The following is a 17035-nucleotide window of genomic DNA, read 5'->3' on the forward strand; positions in this document are numbered from 1 at the left end:
TTACAAAGCAATAATTGCTTGTAAATTAATCACCTTAGACTAGCATAAAGAAAATGCAAAATACGCAGTAAAGTTGCTTTAAATTAACCCAAAACCATCTTTTTATATAAATATCTAAAAATTAATTATCATAATTAATTATTTTAAAACAATGGGTTAATTATTTTATTGAGAAAGTTTGAAATTTTATTTTGGATAAACTTTCATCCATTCCATTTATAGGGGATAATATGCGCCCTTTTAAATCCTATGCTGGGACATCTCGTGAAAGCGCAGGTGAGAACGTATAGCCCCCTGCAGGATCAATGAGATCAATTTCTCTGAGTGAATATATGAGCATCGAAAAGTTAAGAAATATAGCAATTATCGCCCACGTTGACCACGGTAAAACAACACTGGTTGATAAACTACTTGAGCAATCAGGTACATTAGAAACACGCGGCGGTAATGAAGAGCGCGTGATGGATTCAAACGACATTGAAAAAGAACGTGGTATTACCATTTTAGCGAAAAACACCGCTATCTCATGGAATGATTACCATATCAATATCGTAGATACTCCTGGACACGCCGACTTCGGTGGTGAAGTTGAACGCGTACTTTCGATGGCTGACTCAGTATTACTACTTGTTGACGCTCAAGAAGGTCCAATGCCACAAACGCGTTTCGTAACGCAAAAGGCATTCGCGCAAGGCTTAAAGCCAATCGTTGTTATCAATAAAATTGATAAGCCAGGTGCTCGCCCGGATTGGGTTATGGATCAAATCTTTGATTTATTCGATAACCTAGGCGCAACTGATGAACAGTTAGACTTTAAAGTAATCTACGCATCAGCAATCAATGGTTGGGCTACATTAGATTTAGACGAAGCATCTGATAACATGGAACCTATGTTCAAGATGATCGTTGACGAAGTATCACCACCGGATGCAGATCCTGAAGGTGACTTCCAAATGCAGATTTCACAGCTTGATTACAACTCTTATAAGGGTGTAATTGGTATTGGTCGTATTAAACGTGGTTCTGTTGCACCTAACCAACAAGTTACGGTTATCAGTGCAGACGGCACAACTCGTAACGGTAAGATTGGTTCAGTACAAAGCTACTTAGGCCTTGAACGTATTGAAACTGATAAAGCTTACGCTGGTAACATCGTAACAGTAACAGGTTTAGGCGAGCTTAAGATTTCAGATACGCTTTGTTGTCCAAACAACGTTGAAGCATTGCCACCACTAAGTGTTGATGAGCCAACAGTAACAATGACGTTCTCTGTAAACAACTCTCCTTTCTGTGGTAAAGAAGGTAAGTTTGTAACATCACGTAATATTCGTGAGCGTTTAGACAAAGAATTAGTACACAACGTAGCACTTCGTGTTGCAGATACAGATAACCCAGATAGCTTCCGTGTATCGGGTCGTGGTGAATTACACCTAGGTATCTTAATCGAGAACATGCGTCGTGAAGGTTACGAATTAGCGGTATCTCGTCCAGAAGTTATCTTACGTACTGTTGATGGCGTATTAGAAGAACCGTATGAAACACTAACAATTGACTGTCAAGAAGAGCACCAGGGTTCTATCATGGAACAAATTGGTCTTCGTAAGGGTGAGCTTACTGATATGGCCCCAGATGGTAAAGGCCGTATGCGTTTGGACTTTATGATCCCAAGCCGTGGTTTAATCGGTTTCCAAACTGAGTTCATGACGTTAACATCGGGTTCTGGTTTACTTTACCATACGTTCGATCACTACGGTCCGCACAAAGGTGGCGAGCTAGGTGTTCGTAAGAACGGTGTAATGATTGCAAATGCAACAGGTAAAGCACTAACTAACGCATTATTTAACTTACAAGAGCGCGGCCGTTTATTCATCGGTCACGGTGTTGAAGTATACGAAGGTATGGTTATCGGTATTCATAGCCGTGATAACGACCTTACAGTTAACGCACTTAAAGGTAAGCAACTTACAAACGTTCGTGCATCTGGTACAGATGAAGCACAATCTCTAGTTCCACCTCTAGATTATACACTTGAGCAAGCGCTTGAGTTTATCGATGATGATGAGCTAGTTGAAGTTACACCTGAGAACATTCGTATCCGTAAGCGTCACTTAACTGAAAGTGAGCGTAAACGTGCGGGTCGTGCTCCTAAGTCATAATCTATTAATTTAGAATCATGATTTTAAAAGCCGCTGTATTGCAAAATACAGCGGCTTTTTTGTGGGTGAAAACAAGCGCTATTATCTTTAATTCGTCAGCTGTCAGATTAGAACAGTGCCATTGAATCGCTTGGTATTAATATGGCTATTAAGTGAAAGCCGCTAGACTTTATAAACCATGCAACATAGTGTTTTTCCTCTAAAAGCGCTGCGCCTCTTATCCTCTTTGTGAGTAATTCACTTAAAAATGTTTGCACAAAGAGAAGGGAATGAAAAGTAAAAGAGGAAGGGCTTAAAGCAGACGATAATGAAAAGCAGCTGTTTTTGTTGGTAGGGTGTGTTTTCGTTGGGTTTCGCTTCGCTCAACCCAACCTAAACGCTAACTTACATCACTTTATTGGTAGTAAAGTGATTTTTCCAAACACATCAGCATCTATATAGCCAAGGTTGCGACTGCCGTTAACAGGCTGTACTTCATGTGAGCCCATAAAGTGTTCACGTACTTCGCTACCATCGTTATCGCAGTAGGCGAGCATAAAACCAATAACGTGTTTTTCAGTTAATTTAAGCGGTGTATTTTTTGCGCCTTGTTGGAAATCGTTTGGGTAGAGTTTTATCGCCACTTCCCACGTGATGTTATAGGGCGCAGTGGTATTGCGTTTCCAGTTACTAACTAAGTGGTCGGTATATAAATGCGCTTTTTTATCAGGCCCATAATCGGCAGCTTGGTTATCAAGGCCAATATGATAAGCAAATGCTGTATGGTTAAATTGGTGATTACCGCCAGATGCGTCACTATCAATAAAAACTTCAAGGGCATCATCATCCCAATATTTCACCGTTGGATCTGGGTGCGTATCAATTAGTACATCATCAGCAATATCGGCTTGCAAGTATAGATAATCTTCATCCCACAGTAATTTGTAGCGACCTTTAAAATCCTTGTCTGAGTCTGGTAGGGTGCCGTCCATTAAGTATGGCATATTATGCCAAGTGGCTTTGTCCCATGCACTTTCAGAAACCCCATCAATAGTGATAGCTGTTGGTGTATGACTAACGTCAATAGCCATGAGTGGCTGGGTAAAAAGTAAGCTAAAAGCGAGTAGTGTTTTTTTCATTAATCATCTCATCAATTAAGGATGATTTAGCTTGGCTTAAATAGCAATCAAAAACAATCTCGTAGTCTATTTTTATACTAACTGATTGTACCTGCTATGCTGTCTTTTAATGCCAGCATTAATAAATGCGCACTTTCTCCAGACATTTTAAAAGGATTAAAATCAATGGAGCCTGAAAACTTGAGATTCAGTGATTCGGTTAGCTTAGATTGCGGTACATAGCCCATTGACCATTTTTCAAACTCTCTTTCAGGAATTTGGGTATAGTTGAGCATAATTACATTGTGGTGACGTTTATCGTTTAATATTTGTTGGTAGGTATTATTTACAGCCGTTCTAGAGCCTTCCAGGCACTGTAAAAAGTACTCATTACTAAAACATAACATGCCGGTAACGTTTGTTTTTACATTATAGGTTCGAGCGCTTTGTAAAATATTTTTCTATATCTTTAGGCCCAAAACCACTACTAATTTTGCTGGCGTAAATGAGTCGCACAAGAAACATAAAACCTCCTCACTGTTTAGTTAATTAAACATAGTTCAGCAGAGAAGTTATTACTAATTTTGTAAATGACTGATTAAAGTTTAGTACTCTCACCTTCATTTAAAATATGCAGGGGTATTTTCGAGTCCATCTTTTTGTGCATATACAATAAACGCAGTAAAGCTGAATGACTCGTGCGATCGCCCATTTTCCATGATGAGTTACCGTATCCCCAAGGTATCATTATTTTACAGTTTAGCTCTTGTGCTGCTGTTAGAGCGTCTTCTGGGGTTGTATGAACGTAACGATACCATTTAGGGTTATCTTCGCTATAGTAAGACGCTATCGGCATTAAGCACACATCAATATCACCGTATTTTTGCTGTATATCGCTGAAATGTTTTGAGTAGCCAGTGTCGCCTGCAAAAAATAAGGTGCTGCCATTTTGTTCAAGTAGCCAGCCATTCCATAGGTCTTTATCGTTGTCTTCATAAATAAAGGGTACTAATACACGGCTGCTAAAGTGATGAGCAGGCAAGGCATGGATAGCTAAATCGCCAATATTTGTTTTTGCATACCACGCCATTTCACTAATATTAAACCCGCCTGTAGGGAAGTTGTCGGCCATGCCTAGTGGTGTTAAGTAGCGGGGTTTATTACCGATCTCTTCTATATCTGCTTTATTAAAGTGATCGTAATGAATATGCGAGTACATCACAGCGTCTAAGTTTTTCAGTTCACTATCTGTGAGCCAATCGCCGGGCTGTCGGTAAAACCCAGAGGCTAGTCTAAATGCTAAATCTACAGGTGAGTCAAACTGCTCTTTTACAGGATCAAGTAACACTTGCTGTCCGTTAGGCGTGCGGATCATAAACCCAGCATGCCCCAGCCAGCGTAAGCTAAAGCCTGTATTTAAATTCATAGGCTGTTGCTCACCAATAAATTGGCAGTTTTCGCTGTCTTTTTCGCATTGTAATTTAGGGCTAGTTGGGTAGCAGTTGCTTTTACAGGTAGTCGGGTAAGTTTTTTTACCCGGGTAAAGATTATTAAACCGTCCTTCTCGCTCGCCATTTTGATGTAGCGGGGTAATGGTTTGCTCCCCTGCAATAACTTCAACATGGTTAGCTGTTTGGCAGGCGCTTAGCATTGTGCATGCAAGTATTAGGGTAATGGCTTTGAACTTCATTTTACTGTTCTAATTATTATTATTTTGTAAAAGTATAACAACAATAGCGGATTATCGAAGAGCTTAAAGGTAACAAAAAGTAACAATAAAAAAGCCTACAATTTAGTAGGCTTAGTAAACGAGTTTATAGTAATTAGCCTGTGGTATTCATTTGCTCAATAAATTTATTTGAGTCTTCAATCGACTTATTCATGTCATTCATGAGTAACTGAATATCACGCTTTAAGTTAGTAAACTCGCCTTTTATAGCGGCTACCGCTTGTGCGTTTAAGTTATGTTTTAAGTAAAGCACGTTATCTTGTAAAGACGATAATACTGGCTCCATTTTGCTCTCAGCACTGCGCATTGAGCTAAGTAATTGGCTAAACTGGCGCTGAGTTGCAGCTAGTTTTTTACTGCTTTGACGCTTAAGTGAGGCGCTTTTGTATTGCTCTAACTCATCGCTCCACTCATCAAACAACGCATCAGCAACATCTTCTACTTTATTTATGTTACTTGATACTTCGTTTGCCGCCGCTAAGCTCGACTCGTAATCGTCATTAAGTTGATTGTAAGCATCTTGCAACTCACCGCCATCGAAATTAATTAAGGTAGTTAGGCGCTCGAGTGCTGATTGAAATTCTTCTTGCGACTCTTGTTGTGAGTCTTTCGTTTCTTCAACGCGATCAATAAGAATGTCACGTTTATGAACACCTACTTTTTCCATTGCCGAATAATAAGCCGACTGACAACCTGAAAGCATCAGCATTAACGAGAGTATGGCTGTCCCTAATAATGTTTGTTTTTTCATCTGAATTCCTATTTACGAGTGTTAATGCTGTAAATTATGGCCTTGATTGTTATTATAATCAAAAGCCCACTAACAAAGTTAATTGTATGAATGATAAGCTCTCCCATTATAAACAGCAAGTTAAGGTGTTTCTAAAACAGCAACCAGGCTGGTGGATGCAATATTTCAATCGCTGTATAGACGATCAAATAACCATTAATGCAGGGTATTTAGCATACGTTACCTTGTTGTCGTTGGTTCCGCTGATAGCGGTGGGTGTGGCAATCTTCTCTGCTTTTCCTGGGTTTGAATCGACCCGTTTAGCCATTGAAAGTTTTTTATTTACTAACTTTGTGCCGACTTCTTCCGATGTTATTAAAGAACATATTAGCTCGTTTGCTGGTAATGCTAATCAAATGACGGCGGTAGGTATTGGCTTTTTGGCAGCCATTGCTTTGCTACTTATTCGTAATGTAGATGCCACGCTAAACCGTATTTGGCGAGTAAAGAAAAAACGCCCAATGATGATATCCTTTGCTGTGTATTGGATGGTACTGAGCTTGGGACCTGTACTACTGGGTGCGAGTATTGGTGTCACCTCTTATATTGTGTCGTTAGTGTCGTTTGCTGATCAGGGGATCCCTGGGTTTAGTGGTTTTTTATTAAAACTACTCCCTTATGCTATTTCTATGGCTGGTTTTATCATGCTGTATACCTTAGTGCCGAATACGCGGGTTTCATTTAGGGCTGCTATTCCAGGTGCACTGTTTGCTGCAATGCTATTTGAGTTAACCAAAAAAGGCTTTGCTTTGTACATTAGCCATTTTCCATCATACGAAGTGATTTATGGTGCGGTAGCAACCATTCCTATTTTGTTTGTATGGGTATACTTGTCGTGGGTAGTAGTGCTACTAGGTGCTGAATTTACTGTGTGTATTAACATGCAACATTACAATAAAAAAGAGCAACGAGCAGAGGATAGTGAATAAATGCAAGGACTAATTCAACGGGTAACACACGCCAACGTAGCAATAGAAAAACAGATTGTTGGTGAAATAAAACAAGGTATTGTATTACTGCTTGGTGTTGAAAAAGAAGACGATGAGCGTGTCGCTGATAAATTATTACACAAGGTCAGTAATTATCGAATTTTTAGTGATGAAAATGATAAAATGAACCTCAGTCTCAAAGATATACAAGGCGAACTATTAGTCATATCGCAATTTACACTTGCAGCTAATACCAAAAAAGGCATGCGTCCTAGTTTTTCATCGGCAGCCACACCAGACCAAGCGCAAGCATTATATAATTACTTTGTTGAGCAGGCTAAATTATTCGGTATTAAGGTAGCGACCGGTGTATTTGCAGCCGATATGCAGGTTAGTTTATGTAACGACGGTCCGGTTACCTTTAACTTAACCGCTTAAAGTGTTTTTTCAACAACCACAATGTGATTCACAAATCCGGTGATCTTTTTAATACTAACTGCTTCCCCAAACACGTGCTTAAGCACAAGTTGTAGCTGTGTAAGTTGGGAGCTATGTTGCGATAAAAAGTTAATAAATAAGATGCCCCGCTGAGCAAGCGCCTCATAAATTGTTTGATAAAAACATAAATCAAATAAGAATCTAGGGGCGTCTAGTTCACTAAATAAATCTAAAATAATCCAATCTATATTCACCGCTGACTTTAAAACTGTTTGTGCGTCTTCACAGTAAATTTGGCCCTTTTCATTAAGGGCAAAAAAATCTTGATAACAGTCAATTATATGAGGGTTTTTTTCTACTGAAGTTAGCTGCGCTTGAGGGTACAGTTTTAATAAGTAGTTACGTATAGCACCACCACCTAAACCGAGCTCAAGTATTTTTTTAGGCGTTAGTCGTTGCTGCCAAACCATTGCTAAATAGGCAAGGTGAGGAAACAGTAATACTTGTGGACTCCGGGTTAAAATAACTGATTGCAAGGTGTTGTTAATAAGTAGCCAGCGCAGCTGTTGATGCTCTCGAACTTGTATATTTATGCCATGTTGATTATGCCAATAAAGTAACTGGCCTAGCGATGAACTATGCTCAATAAAGTGCCTGCTGATCAGGCCACTACTGCAATGGATATATTTATTCATGGTATTGAGCATAAACCAGCAGGGGTAAAGCGCAATCGATTTTGTCATTAATTTTTTACAGTCATTTATAGGAAACCAAAGTCGTATTTGCAGTTTTACCCAGATCGAGTATGGTGTTTTTCACAAAATGCACAGCGTAATATTTTTACATTTTTAATTTATGGAGTCTGTATGTTTCAAGTGAGCACCCCTCAAAGTAGTGAAGACTGGCAAGCCTATTACCAATTACGCTGGCAAGTTTTACGTGCACCATGGGGCGAACCTCGTGGTTCTGAGCAAGACGATTTAGAGCAAGAAGCTGAACACCGCTTTATTAAAAATAAAGCAGGTGAAGTACTGGGTGTGGCGCGTTTGCACTTTAATAATCAGCAACAAGCTCAAGTACGTTATATGGCGGTTGCAGAGGGTAACCGTAATCAACATATTGGCAGTCGCTTATTACATGAGCTAGAAAAAATAGCGTGGAATCAAGATGCTGATGAATTAGTGCTGTTTGCTCGCGAACGTGCTCTGGAATTTTATCAGCGCCATGGCTACGAAAATAAAGAAAAAGCGCATTTAGCCTATGGTGATGTTCAACATTATAAAATGGTTAAGCTCAAGCCGAGTGAGCCAGGTTGGTTTCGTCACCCTAATTGGACTCAAGTACTGCAAAATACATGGCGTGAATCAATCCCTATTAGTGATGCAATGGGGATAAAAGTAGAAAGCTACACAGATTGGCAATTTACTACTCGTGCAGATTTAAATGCTAACTTAAACTTACACAACACCATGTTTGCAGGCTCTATTTACAGCCTAGCTACACTAACGGGTTGGGGAGCAACGTACTTAGCATTAAAAGAAGCCGGACTTGAGGGTAATATAGTGTTAGCCGATGCTAATATTAAATATTTAAAACCACTGAATACCGACCCTAAAGGCTGTGTTGATATTCAAACCTGTAAAGGTAACTTAATAGAGTTACAAGAGGCGGGTAAGGCGAGCTATTTAGTGCCAGTAACCATTTTTGATGGTGATCAAGTAGTTGCTCAGTTTGAAGGGCAGTTTGTGGTTAAAAAGTAATAAGAATAAACGAAAAAGCCAAGCGAGTTGCTTGGCTTTTTTATTAGCGGTTATTACAGTAAATCAGTCAGTAATATACCGACACCAAAGCGTTCAATATCGGCGTTATAGTCTATTAAACTCTCACCATAGCCATTAAAATACTGCGCATAGCCGCGTACTCTTCCCCATAGAGGGAATGACCAATCAAGCTGAATTGCCCCGCGGTTATCCGAATTTAAATTATTACGAGTCATAAAACTAAATTCATGATCGTGAAAGCGATACGCGCCACCAAATTCAAAGTAACCCATGTATTTATAGATATCAGGGTTATCATCACCTCGTGCATCTAACGGCGCAGGCTTTTTGTTTTCAGGAATGCGGTACCAAGGCTTAAAGCTGAATACAAAGCCGTCATTTTCCCAAATGAAATCGGCATAAATACGGTTCCAAGAACGCGAGTTTGGCTGACTTCGGCCATTAGATTGGTGCGAAATACCAATGGCTATTGCCATTTCATCGCCCCATAAAACGTTTTCAGGGTCTAAGTAATTAATCCAGAAAATTTCTGGCTCGTAATTAGTTTCTCGAAAGGGAGAAGAAATATCGTCGTTGTATACTTGCCAGTATGACTGCAGAGTAAAGCCAAAAAATATAGCTTGGTCTGGGTCGGCAAACTCATCATACAAAGGTACTTTAATTGATAACTGATATTTAGCTTCTAGGTTATCGAGAGGGTCGCCATCTTTTTTATCGGTTAATTCTGCAAATCCATCAAACGGGCGAGTGTTTGGGTTCGACATATATGAAACCGGTAAAATATAATTACGTTTATGCGGCGTAATTACATTACGATTCTTTTTGCCAACCGCTTCACGGGCTTGGCGTTTATCGATAGCTGTTAGCTGCTTGCTTTCTTCAACTGCAGAGCATTTTTCGCGCAATTGATCGAGGGTTTGCTTACCGTCTCCACCTATCACTTCATTTAATATACATTGTTTAACCAGCTCAAGTTCATTGTTTTGCTCGTTTTTTGCTGTTTCTTCAGCAATAACAGCAGTACTTAGTAATGTTGAGAGTAGTATCCAGTGGCGCCAACTCATTATAATTCCTTTGTAAGTGAGGGAAGTAACAGATTTGTAGTGATTATAACGCATTTTTAACACGTATGCGGTGAATTTGTCCTGAACTTTAATAAAGCAAAAAGAAAAGCGACCTAAGTCGCTTTTACTGGATAACTAGCTAATAGCTCGCTAGTTAGACTCTCACGCAATGATAAGGGGTGAGCTAGAGCTCAAAAACGTTTGTAAAAAACTTATAAAGTTCAGTGCCTTGGTTCACACTAGCTGAGGCAAAATGCAATATCGCAATCGCATCAAGATCAAAGCTTAATGTTTGCAGTGGTTGTTCGCTTAGGTAGCGTTCCATTCGCAGTATTTTAGCTATAGGTTCGCCCGCTTTAATGTGCCCACCAAGGGGGGCTAAGTATTCAACCATGCCACCCATAGGTGCATAGTAAGCAATATAATCATTTAGTTGGCAGCCATACCTTGTCATCACTTTTGGCTTGTAGGGCGCATCAACAAATACTTGCTTATGATTTAAATAACTTAAAATACTTTGAGCATCATCAAACGCCGCGCTTAAATCTATTTTTTCTTGGCTTCCCAGCTCTACCGTAAAGGCTTCAACTTGTACGTTAAATTCACGCCTTTGCTGAGCAAGTTGCTCGCTAAGTTGCCACCATGGACAAAAGCTCGCTTCATCCATTGCCCCATCAAAGTCATTAGGAATCACTAGCACATGGGGAATATTAAAGTAACGGGCACTTTCTGTGGCATATTCAGGACAATATAAGTGCTGACTAGAAATAGGCCCAGTGTGTAAATCTAAAACAATATCTGCTTGATGCGCCAATTTTTGTAAGTTTAGCGCTATGCGTTTACCCGTTGTTAAACGATAGTCTGGGCCATTAAGTTGCTGCTCAACATCATTAATTAACGCGGTTTTAAACGCTGTTCTTAGAGCGGTATCGTCAGCGTCGTAGTATTGCTTTGCAAACTGTGATGCAAGCTGATTATTACAGTGATACATACGATTCCAATTAGTCCCCGTAATAGGGTCGAATCGGCCAAGCGTAAATTCGCCCGATTTTTGATTACAGCCAATGGGGTTAGCGTAGGGAACTAAGGTAATATCACCTTTTAAATTAAGGTTTTTTAGCTGTTCAAGTAGCTGATAAATAACCGCGTTACCTTGTACTTCGGCGCCATGCATATTAGCTTGTATATACACACTTGGGCCTGTGCCATCGCCCTTTAAACGATAGACAGGAATGGTCAGTGGTAGGCCATTTGCCACTTCACCAACTACAATATTTTCCTGGCTTATAGCTGTGGTGTTATTCATTTTTATTACCTCAAGTAGTGGCTTGCATCTTCTGCTTGGCGAATACAGTTGATTTCGCCATGGTGTATAACATATTCACCGGCCAGTTCATGGCACAAAAAGTACGGCATACTTTCGGTAAAACCATAAGCACCGCATTGACTAAACACCAGCCAGTCATGTTCATTTAAATCGCTCGGTAATTGGTGCTCCCCTAAGCAATCCAGCGCTGTACATAAAGGTCCGTATAGGCTCATTGCTTGGTTTGCTGCGTTTGAATCACGTAATAAACGCGCAGGAAAGTCTTGATTAGTAACCGCAGGGCGCAATAAGTGATTAATACCGCCGCTCATAATTACCTGCTGTTGGCCGTAGTTTAATTTGCGCTCAACCACCGGTGTGGCGTAGTGGCCGCATTCGCCTACAGCATAGCGACCTAGTTCCATCCACAGCTCTTTAACATCCGCATCGCGTTTAATCTTTGCAAGGGCTGCTATTAATGCATCCCAGCTTAAAGTCGGATCATTAAGGGTGTAAGGAATACCTAAACCGCCACCTAAATCTAAAATATTCAGGTTTATATTTAAGTTATTAGCAAGGACTGTAAGTGGTGTAATCATTTGCGACCACAGATCTGCAAGTTTGTCGCTGCTGAGCATGTTACCCCACTGAAAAATATGTAGGCCATCAAAGCTCAATGCTGTGTAGTATTTAGTATTTAGCGATTGCCATTCATCGCATCCTAAGCCAAATGGAGTAAGGCTATCACCACCAAGTGGGTTTTTATCACCCTCGGGCCAGCGTAATTGAACACGCAGCAAAACCTGTAACTGACACTGCTGGGCAGTCGCTTGTTCGTTTAACCAACGCACCTGATTAAGACTTTCTGCCACAAAGGTGCGTACGCCACGTGCAATAAAATGTTTAATTTGTTTTGGGCTTTTAGCAGGGCCCGTGTTGAGCACGCGCTCGCTGTTAATTCCTTGGGCAAGTATTTGCTCAAGTTCGCCTTTACTTGCAACATCAAAGTTAAAACCAGCGTTATCTAAACTTTGTATCACTTTAGATAGGGGATTGGCTTTAACCGCATACCAAAGCTTTACTTCGGTTTGCGCCACTAAGTGCGCAAGGTGCGCATCTAGTGAGTCAAGGTCGTAGACAAAAAATGGAGTATCGAGTTTACTCGAAAGCTCATCAATAGCGCTTTTAACGGGCGTACTCAAAAAGGTCATTAACGTAAAACCTCTTCAAGCAATAATGACGCGTCACTTTGCTCGTCCCGGTATTTAACAATTAAGGCACACGACATACTCAAGCCTTGATCACGGGCCCAGTCATTTGACGCAGGGCGAGAGCCTGGGATCACAATCGCGTATTCAGGGATTGCTTCGCCTTTATCAAGCTGACGCTCATTAACGCAGTCATAAACAGGGATGGTTGCAGATAAGCGAACACCTGGGGCAAGTACCGCGCCTTTTTTAACTACCACGCCTTCAACAATCACACAGCCTGCACCAATGAATGCATCGTCTTCTATGACCACAGGGCTTGCGCCAATGGGCTCAAGTACCCCGCCTAATTGTACCGCGGCGCTCAAATGAACATTTTTACCCACTTGCGCACATGAGCCAACCAATGCGTGGCTATCTACCATAGTCCCCTCGTCAATAAAGGCGCCAATATTTACGTACGCAGGTGGCATAATAATAGTGCCTTTGGCAACATGTGCACCACGGCGCACACTTGAACCACCTGGCACCATGCGAACGCCTGCTGTGGCTTCAAAGCATTGCGGCGCTAAGTTATGTTTATCAACAAAACCGCCAGCAAACTCGGTGTTTTGACCGTTTTTAAAGGCTTCTAAAATGCCTTGCTTTACTTCTACGTTAGCGTGCCATTGGCCGTTTTCGTCTTGTGTTGCTGCGCGAACTGCGCCCGTTTCTAAATTATTTAATAGTTCTAACCAGTTCATTATAAAAACCTGTATTTAATGCCAAGATAAAATGGTGTTGTTTGCCGATGAAATGTCATCTGTGTGTGTCAGCTCAAGGTGTGTTAAAGGTGGACGTAAATGCGGACTGCTAATACGCCCTTGTAAATGCATTAACACTTTGACTGGGATAGGGTTTGCTACTGAAAATAAGCTATTGATGGCGCTAGACCACTGGACAAAAAGATTAGGGTGTTGGCCGCTTAAACTGCGCTTTACAAACTCATGGGTTTGCACTGGCCATGCATTGGCTGCAACCGACACTAAACCTTTTGCACCTGCTTGGGCAAAATAAGGCATGAGGGCATCGTCACCACTAAAAATGGCTAGTTCAGGCGCTGCTTGTCGATAGGCTTCAAATTGAGAAATACAGCCACTGGCTTCTTTGAGTGCCCATAAATTTTTATGTTGTTTGAGGTTTTCAATGGTTGCAATGGGAATGCTAACCGCACTACGTCCTGGTACGTTATAAAGCATACAAGGATGAGAACTGGCATTGAGCAGGCTTTCAAACCAATGCGTTTGCCCCACTGCACCGGGTTTGGCGTACAAAGGCGAGCCAAGTAAAAAACCATGAATAGGCAGTTGGTTGCAGTAGTTAACCCATTCAAGCTGCTGCTTTAAGTTACTACCACCGACTGCGACCATAAGCGGGACGCTCGGCTGTAATTGGCAAACATGCTCTACGATGGCTTGCTGCTCTTTTAGGGTCAGGGCTAACCCTTCGCCAGTGCTACCAAGTAATAAAATGCCGTTGTTAGCGGCTTCTTGTTCGGCCACCAAGGTGTCTAAGGTTGCGTAATCAACTAGGCCATTTTGATCAAATGGGGTGATCAGCGCAGTCCATAAATGGAAATTGTTAATATTGAAGTTGTTGATCATCTCTCACGAACTTATAGGGCATTCGTCGAGTTATTGGCGGGTATTTAGGGTGCCTGACTCTTTGAATGTATTTATAATTCGAAGAGCGAATGGGCTTAAATAATAGGGCGCACGGCCTTATTATACTAAGACCAGAAGCTCTCCACCAAATATGTTATTGGTGACAGTCGCTAGGATTCAACCTAGTCGCCCGAAGTAATCTTTCACAAAAAAGTGTTACCTCTCGGCGTTAATTCCCCTCACGTATGCTCAATGGAGTTTGCGCTCCTAACATACGCTACCTGAATAACGCACCTCTTCCAGCCCTTTGCACTTGCTATTGAAAAATCAATCAGCAAATACAATGTAATAGGGTAAGTGTGGCGATTAAACCACTTTAGCCGTCTAGGTGTCAAGTGACTAAATACAGAATAGTTCATCGATAATAGCAACGGTTACGTATTGGCTGCTTTTCTCGTAAACTAGTTTCATGGTCGAAGTAAGGTATTAAGTAGATGGAAAAATTTAGTGATATTTATAAGCGTGCAGTGGAGCGAAAGGGCTCTGAAAAAATGCTTAAATTGTTACTCGCAAAACCTTTATCAACAAAGCAACTCGTCACATTAAGTGATGATGATTGGCTAGAAGAATTTACTCGGAAGGTTTTTCAAAGTGGCTTTTATTGGTCGGTGATCAACAGTAAGTGGGCCGGATTTAGAGAGGTTTTTTGGGACTTTAGTGTTGAAAAGCTATTGATGATGCCACCAGACATGTTAGAACAAAAAGCCAGTGACGAACGAATTGTGCGCAATTATAAAAAAGTAAAAACCATTACTGATAATGCGTATATGATCCATGAAGTTGTAGAGCAGCACGGCAGTTTTAGTCAGTTTATTGCTAACTGGCCAAGTGAAGATATTATTGGTTTGTGGGCGTATTTAAAAAAACATGGTGCAAGGCTGGGTGGTAATACTGGTCCTTATGCACTGCGTGCCTCGGGGAAAGATACTTTTTTACTTTCAAGAGATGTAGAAAGCTATTTGCGTGCCCATAAAATTATAGATGGCGGATTACAAACTAAAAAGTCACTAAGTGCGGCGCAGGCATTCTTTAATGAACTGCAGCAGCAAAGCGGCTTAAGCATGCAAGAGCTAAGCTTAATTGTCGCTTATGGTGTAGGCGACAATCGCGTAGGTATCAGCCAAAAACAATAGGATTAAACATGAAATTAGTGCCAAGGTATACCGATATTGGTGAGGGGTTTGCTATTAGCGATCATCCAGCCAAGGTGACAGCACCACAGTTATTGTTATGGAATGAGCCCTTAGCCGAACAATTTAATATACAAGTAAATGCTGATTCTCGAGCAAATATATTCAGTGGAAATGAACCTCAAGCAGTTTCTGTAGTTGCATTAGGGTATTCGGGTCATCAGTTTGGTCATTTTTCTCCACGCTTAGGAGACGGCCGAGCGCATTTACTTGGCGCGATCAGTGATGATAAAAACCAGCTTTGGGATTTGCAATTAAAAGGCGCTGGCGCTACGCCATTCTCGCGTGGTGGAGATGGGCGCTGTGCATTAGGTCCAGCTATTCGTGAGTACGTAATGAGCGAAGCTATGCACGCGCTTGGCATTCCAACAACGCGTTGTTTAGCCGTGGTTGGCAGTGGCGAAACCGTTTATCGGAACCCACCTCAACCAGGTGCTATTGTAACCCGACTCGCCAGCAGTCATATACGGGTGGGCTCGTTTCAATATTTAGCCACTCAAGGTGACGTTACTAGCCTAAAAAACTTAGCCGACTTAGCCATTCAAAGACACTATTCCGAGATTAACAGCACTGGTGCTCAGCGTTATTTAGATTTTTTAGCTGCAGTGATCGCCAACCAAGTCAAATTAGTCGTAAGTTGGATGAGGGTGGGGTTTATTCATGGTGTTATGAACACCGATAACACCTTAATTAGTGGTGAAACCATAGATTACGGCCCATGTGCCATGATGAACCAGTTTGATTTTGATACCGTGTTTAGCTCTATTGATAAACAAGGGCGTTATGCGTTTGGTAATCAGCCAAACATGGCAAGTTGGAACTGTGCCCGCTTAGCAGAGAGTCTAATGGCGCTGATCAGTGATGATGACGAGCAAGCGGTGGCATTGATGACGCCTTTAATTGAGGGCTTTTCAACGCAATTTAACCAACAATTTAGCGCTATGTGGGCGCAAAAGTTAGGGTTAACAGTCGCGGATGATAAAGATAATAAGTTGGTGGGAGAGTTACTAGGGTTATTAAAACAACACCAGCTTGATTATACCAATACTTTTAATGCGTTAACTGAATCGTTAACTGGACAAGCGCAAATACCATCAGCACTCGTATCGTGGGCACAGCAATGGCAAACACGAACTAACGAGCATAGTTATAATATAATGCGACAGGCAAATCCAAGTGTGATTCCGCGTAATCATATTATTGAAGATATTATTACTCAGTACACTACGCATGGGGATAGTGAGTTACTCAGTCGTTTTATCCAAGTGATGGCGAGCCCTTACGCAAGCAATATGCAAGCTACAGAGTTTCAACAGCCGCCTGAAGATGATAAGAATTATCGTACTTTTTGTGGTACTTAAGTATTGTTTGTTGCATTTTAAAATGAATATAAAAGGTCATTTTTTACTCCTGCGATGTTCATTCATAGAGTAAACTATGAACGAGTGATACCATAACTCCATAAAGGCCAGTGATCGTGTGGAGTTTAAAGCGATTGTTTGCTTTTTGAGCTAGCCTGTGTTCATCGACATTTTTTATGAGCTAGTTTTATTATCCTAGATATTGAAAAAATATATTTGCGTTAAGCATTGATTAACAAAGACTCAGTTACTATATAAGTAAGTTAGAAGAGCTAGCAATGCT

16 protein-coding genes and 1 riboswitch are annotated in these 17035 nt (G+C 41.0%); of the genes, 6 read left to right on the forward strand and 10 right to left on the reverse strand.

Annotation, left to right across the window (positions count from 1 at the left end):
• Positions 1-332 precede the first annotated feature (332 nt).
• On the forward strand, positions 333-2156 hold the full coding sequence (typA, locus tag QMA00_RS08520) for a translational GTPase TypA (protein ID WP_076922687.1): 1824 nt from the start codon (positions 333-335) through the stop codon (positions 2154-2156).
• Between the two features lie 389 nt (positions 2157-2545).
• Here the strand turns inward: typA and QMA00_RS08525 are convergent, their stop codons facing one another.
• The 4 genes from QMA00_RS08525 to QMA00_RS08540 form a co-directional block, all read right to left on the reverse strand.
• Positions 2546-3274: a CBM9 family sugar-binding protein gene (locus QMA00_RS08525; RefSeq protein WP_076922686.1), complete on the reverse strand. Its 729-nt coding sequence runs from the start codon at positions 3272-3274 to the stop codon at positions 2546-2548.
• Positions 3275-3351: 77 nt separating this feature from the next.
• The gene (locus QMA00_RS08530; RefSeq protein ID WP_254843678.1) at positions 3352-3660 is read right to left on the reverse strand and encodes a BLUF domain-containing protein; all 309 of its coding nucleotides are present in this window, start codon (positions 3658-3660) and stop codon (positions 3352-3354) included.
• A 191-nt stretch (positions 3661-3851) separates the two neighbouring features.
• Positions 3852-4943, reverse strand: a complete 1092-nt coding sequence (locus tag QMA00_RS08535) for an MBL fold metallo-hydrolase (RefSeq protein ID WP_076922685.1) — start codon at positions 4941-4943, stop codon at positions 3852-3854.
• A gap of 133 nt (positions 4944-5076) precedes the next feature.
• A complete protein-coding gene (locus tag QMA00_RS08540; protein WP_076922684.1) occupies positions 5077-5733 on the reverse strand; it encodes a DUF2959 domain-containing protein in 657 nt (218 codons plus the stop codon).
• An 86-nt stretch (positions 5734-5819) separates the two neighbouring features.
• On the opposite strand from QMA00_RS08540, the gene QMA00_RS08545 reads away from it, so the two are divergent.
• On the forward strand, positions 5820-6701 hold the full coding sequence (locus tag QMA00_RS08545; protein ID WP_055012490.1) for a virulence factor BrkB family protein: 882 nt from the start codon (positions 5820-5822) through the stop codon (positions 6699-6701).
• Positions 6702-7139 carry a D-aminoacyl-tRNA deacylase gene (gene dtd, locus QMA00_RS08550; RefSeq protein ID WP_076922683.1) on the forward strand — a complete coding sequence of 146 codons (438 nt, stop codon included), beginning with the start codon at positions 6702-6704 and terminating at the stop codon, positions 7137-7139.
• On the opposite strand, the gene QMA00_RS08555 is transcribed toward dtd, so the two are convergent.
• The gene (locus tag QMA00_RS08555) at positions 7136-7882 is read right to left on the reverse strand and encodes a fused MFS/spermidine synthase (RefSeq protein WP_076922682.1); all 747 of its coding nucleotides are present in this window, start codon (positions 7880-7882) and stop codon (positions 7136-7138) included. The two genes, dtd and QMA00_RS08555, sit on opposite strands and share 4 nt — an antisense overlap.
• A 123-nt stretch (positions 7883-8005) precedes the next feature.
• On the opposite strand from QMA00_RS08555, the gene QMA00_RS08560 reads away from it, so the two are divergent.
• Positions 8006-8899, forward strand: a complete 894-nt coding sequence (locus tag QMA00_RS08560; protein WP_010392028.1) for a bifunctional GNAT family N-acetyltransferase/hotdog fold thioesterase — start codon at positions 8006-8008, stop codon at positions 8897-8899.
• A 53-nt stretch (positions 8900-8952) separates the two neighbouring features.
• Here the strand turns inward: QMA00_RS08560 and QMA00_RS08565 are convergent, their stop codons facing one another.
• From QMA00_RS08565 to dapA, 5 genes are all read right to left on the reverse strand, one after another.
• The gene (locus QMA00_RS08565) at positions 8953-9984 is read right to left on the reverse strand and encodes a phospholipase A (protein WP_076922681.1); all 1032 of its coding nucleotides are present in this window, start codon (positions 9982-9984) and stop codon (positions 8953-8955) included.
• 184 nt (positions 9985-10168) lie between these two features.
• Positions 10169-11290 carry a succinylglutamate desuccinylase/aspartoacylase family protein gene (locus QMA00_RS08570; RefSeq protein ID WP_076922680.1) on the reverse strand — a complete coding sequence of 374 codons (1122 nt, stop codon included), beginning with the start codon at positions 11288-11290 and terminating at the stop codon, positions 10169-10171.
• A gap of 5 nt (positions 11291-11295) precedes the next feature.
• The gene (locus QMA00_RS08575) at positions 11296-12501 is read right to left on the reverse strand and encodes a PLP-dependent decarboxylase (protein ID WP_076922679.1); all 1206 of its coding nucleotides are present in this window, start codon (positions 12499-12501) and stop codon (positions 11296-11298) included.
• Positions 12501-13241 (reverse strand): 2,3,4,5-tetrahydropyridine-2,6-dicarboxylate N-succinyltransferase, encoded by a 741-nt coding sequence (locus QMA00_RS08580; RefSeq protein ID WP_076922678.1) that lies wholly within the window; start codon positions 13239-13241, stop codon positions 12501-12503. Before QMA00_RS08580 ends, QMA00_RS08575 begins: the two co-directional genes overlap by 1 nt.
• A 15-nt stretch (positions 13242-13256) precedes the next feature.
• A complete protein-coding gene (gene dapA / locus QMA00_RS08585) occupies positions 13257-14141 on the reverse strand; it encodes a 4-hydroxy-tetrahydrodipicolinate synthase (RefSeq protein ID WP_010392038.1) in 885 nt (294 codons plus the stop codon).
• A 127-nt stretch (positions 14142-14268) separates the two neighbouring features.
• A riboswitch (Lysine riboswitch) is annotated at positions 14269-14448 on the reverse strand.
• A 187-nt stretch (positions 14449-14635) separates the two neighbouring features.
• On the opposite strand from dapA, the gene QMA00_RS08590 reads away from it, so the two are divergent.
• A complete protein-coding gene (locus tag QMA00_RS08590; protein WP_076922677.1) occupies positions 14636-15334 on the forward strand; it encodes a DNA-3-methyladenine glycosylase I in 699 nt (232 codons plus the stop codon).
• Between the two features lie 8 nt (positions 15335-15342).
• Positions 15343-16752 carry a protein adenylyltransferase SelO family protein gene (locus tag QMA00_RS08595; protein WP_076922676.1) on the forward strand — a complete coding sequence of 470 codons (1410 nt, stop codon included), beginning with the start codon at positions 15343-15345 and terminating at the stop codon, positions 16750-16752.
• Positions 16753-17035: the final 283 nt, after the last annotated feature.

The organism is Pseudoalteromonas sp. APC 3694 (assembly GCF_030407565.1).
Taxonomy (GTDB): Bacteria; Pseudomonadota; Gammaproteobacteria; order Enterobacterales; family Alteromonadaceae; genus Pseudoalteromonas; species Pseudoalteromonas tetraodonis.

Bases quoted from the DNA above. Each gene is read 5' to 3' on its own strand.
- typA (WP_076922687.1), top strand. From the start codon at position 333: ATGAGCATCGAAAAGTTAAGAAATATAGCAATTATCGCCCACGTTGAC.
- QMA00_RS08525 (WP_076922686.1), bottom strand. From the start codon at position 3,274: ATGAAAAAAACACTACTCGCTTTTAGCTTACTTTTTACCCAGCCACTC.
- QMA00_RS08530 (WP_254843678.1), bottom strand. From the start codon at position 3,660: ATGTTATGTTTTAGTAATGAGTACTTTTTACAGTGCCTGGAAGGCTCT.
- QMA00_RS08535 (WP_076922685.1), bottom strand. From the start codon at position 4,943: ATGAAGTTCAAAGCCATTACCCTAATACTTGCATGCACAATGCTAAGC.
- QMA00_RS08540 (WP_076922684.1), bottom strand. From the start codon at position 5,733: ATGAAAAAACAAACATTATTAGGGACAGCCATACTCTCGTTAATGCTG.
- QMA00_RS08545 (WP_055012490.1), top strand. From the start codon at position 5,820: ATGAATGATAAGCTCTCCCATTATAAACAGCAAGTTAAGGTGTTTCTA.
- dtd (WP_076922683.1), top strand. From the start codon at position 6,702: ATGCAAGGACTAATTCAACGGGTAACACACGCCAACGTAGCAATAGAA.
- QMA00_RS08555 (WP_076922682.1), bottom strand. From the start codon at position 7,882: ATGACAAAATCGATTGCGCTTTACCCCTGCTGGTTTATGCTCAATACC.
- QMA00_RS08560 (WP_010392028.1), top strand. From the start codon at position 8,006: ATGTTTCAAGTGAGCACCCCTCAAAGTAGTGAAGACTGGCAAGCCTAT.
- QMA00_RS08565 (WP_076922681.1), bottom strand. From the start codon at position 9,984: ATGAGTTGGCGCCACTGGATACTACTCTCAACATTACTAAGTACTGCT.
- QMA00_RS08570 (WP_076922680.1), bottom strand. From the start codon at position 11,290: ATGAATAACACCACAGCTATAAGCCAGGAAAATATTGTAGTTGGTGAA.
- QMA00_RS08575 (WP_076922679.1), bottom strand. From the start codon at position 12,501: ATGACCTTTTTGAGTACGCCCGTTAAAAGCGCTATTGATGAGCTTTCG.
- QMA00_RS08580 (WP_076922678.1), bottom strand. From the start codon at position 13,241: ATGAACTGGTTAGAACTATTAAATAATTTAGAAACGGGCGCAGTTCGC.
- dapA (WP_010392038.1), bottom strand. From the start codon at position 14,141: ATGATCAACAACTTCAATATTAACAATTTCCATTTATGGACTGCGCTG.
- QMA00_RS08590 (WP_076922677.1), top strand. From the start codon at position 14,636: ATGGAAAAATTTAGTGATATTTATAAGCGTGCAGTGGAGCGAAAGGGC.
- QMA00_RS08595 (WP_076922676.1), top strand. From the start codon at position 15,343: ATGAAATTAGTGCCAAGGTATACCGATATTGGTGAGGGGTTTGCTATT.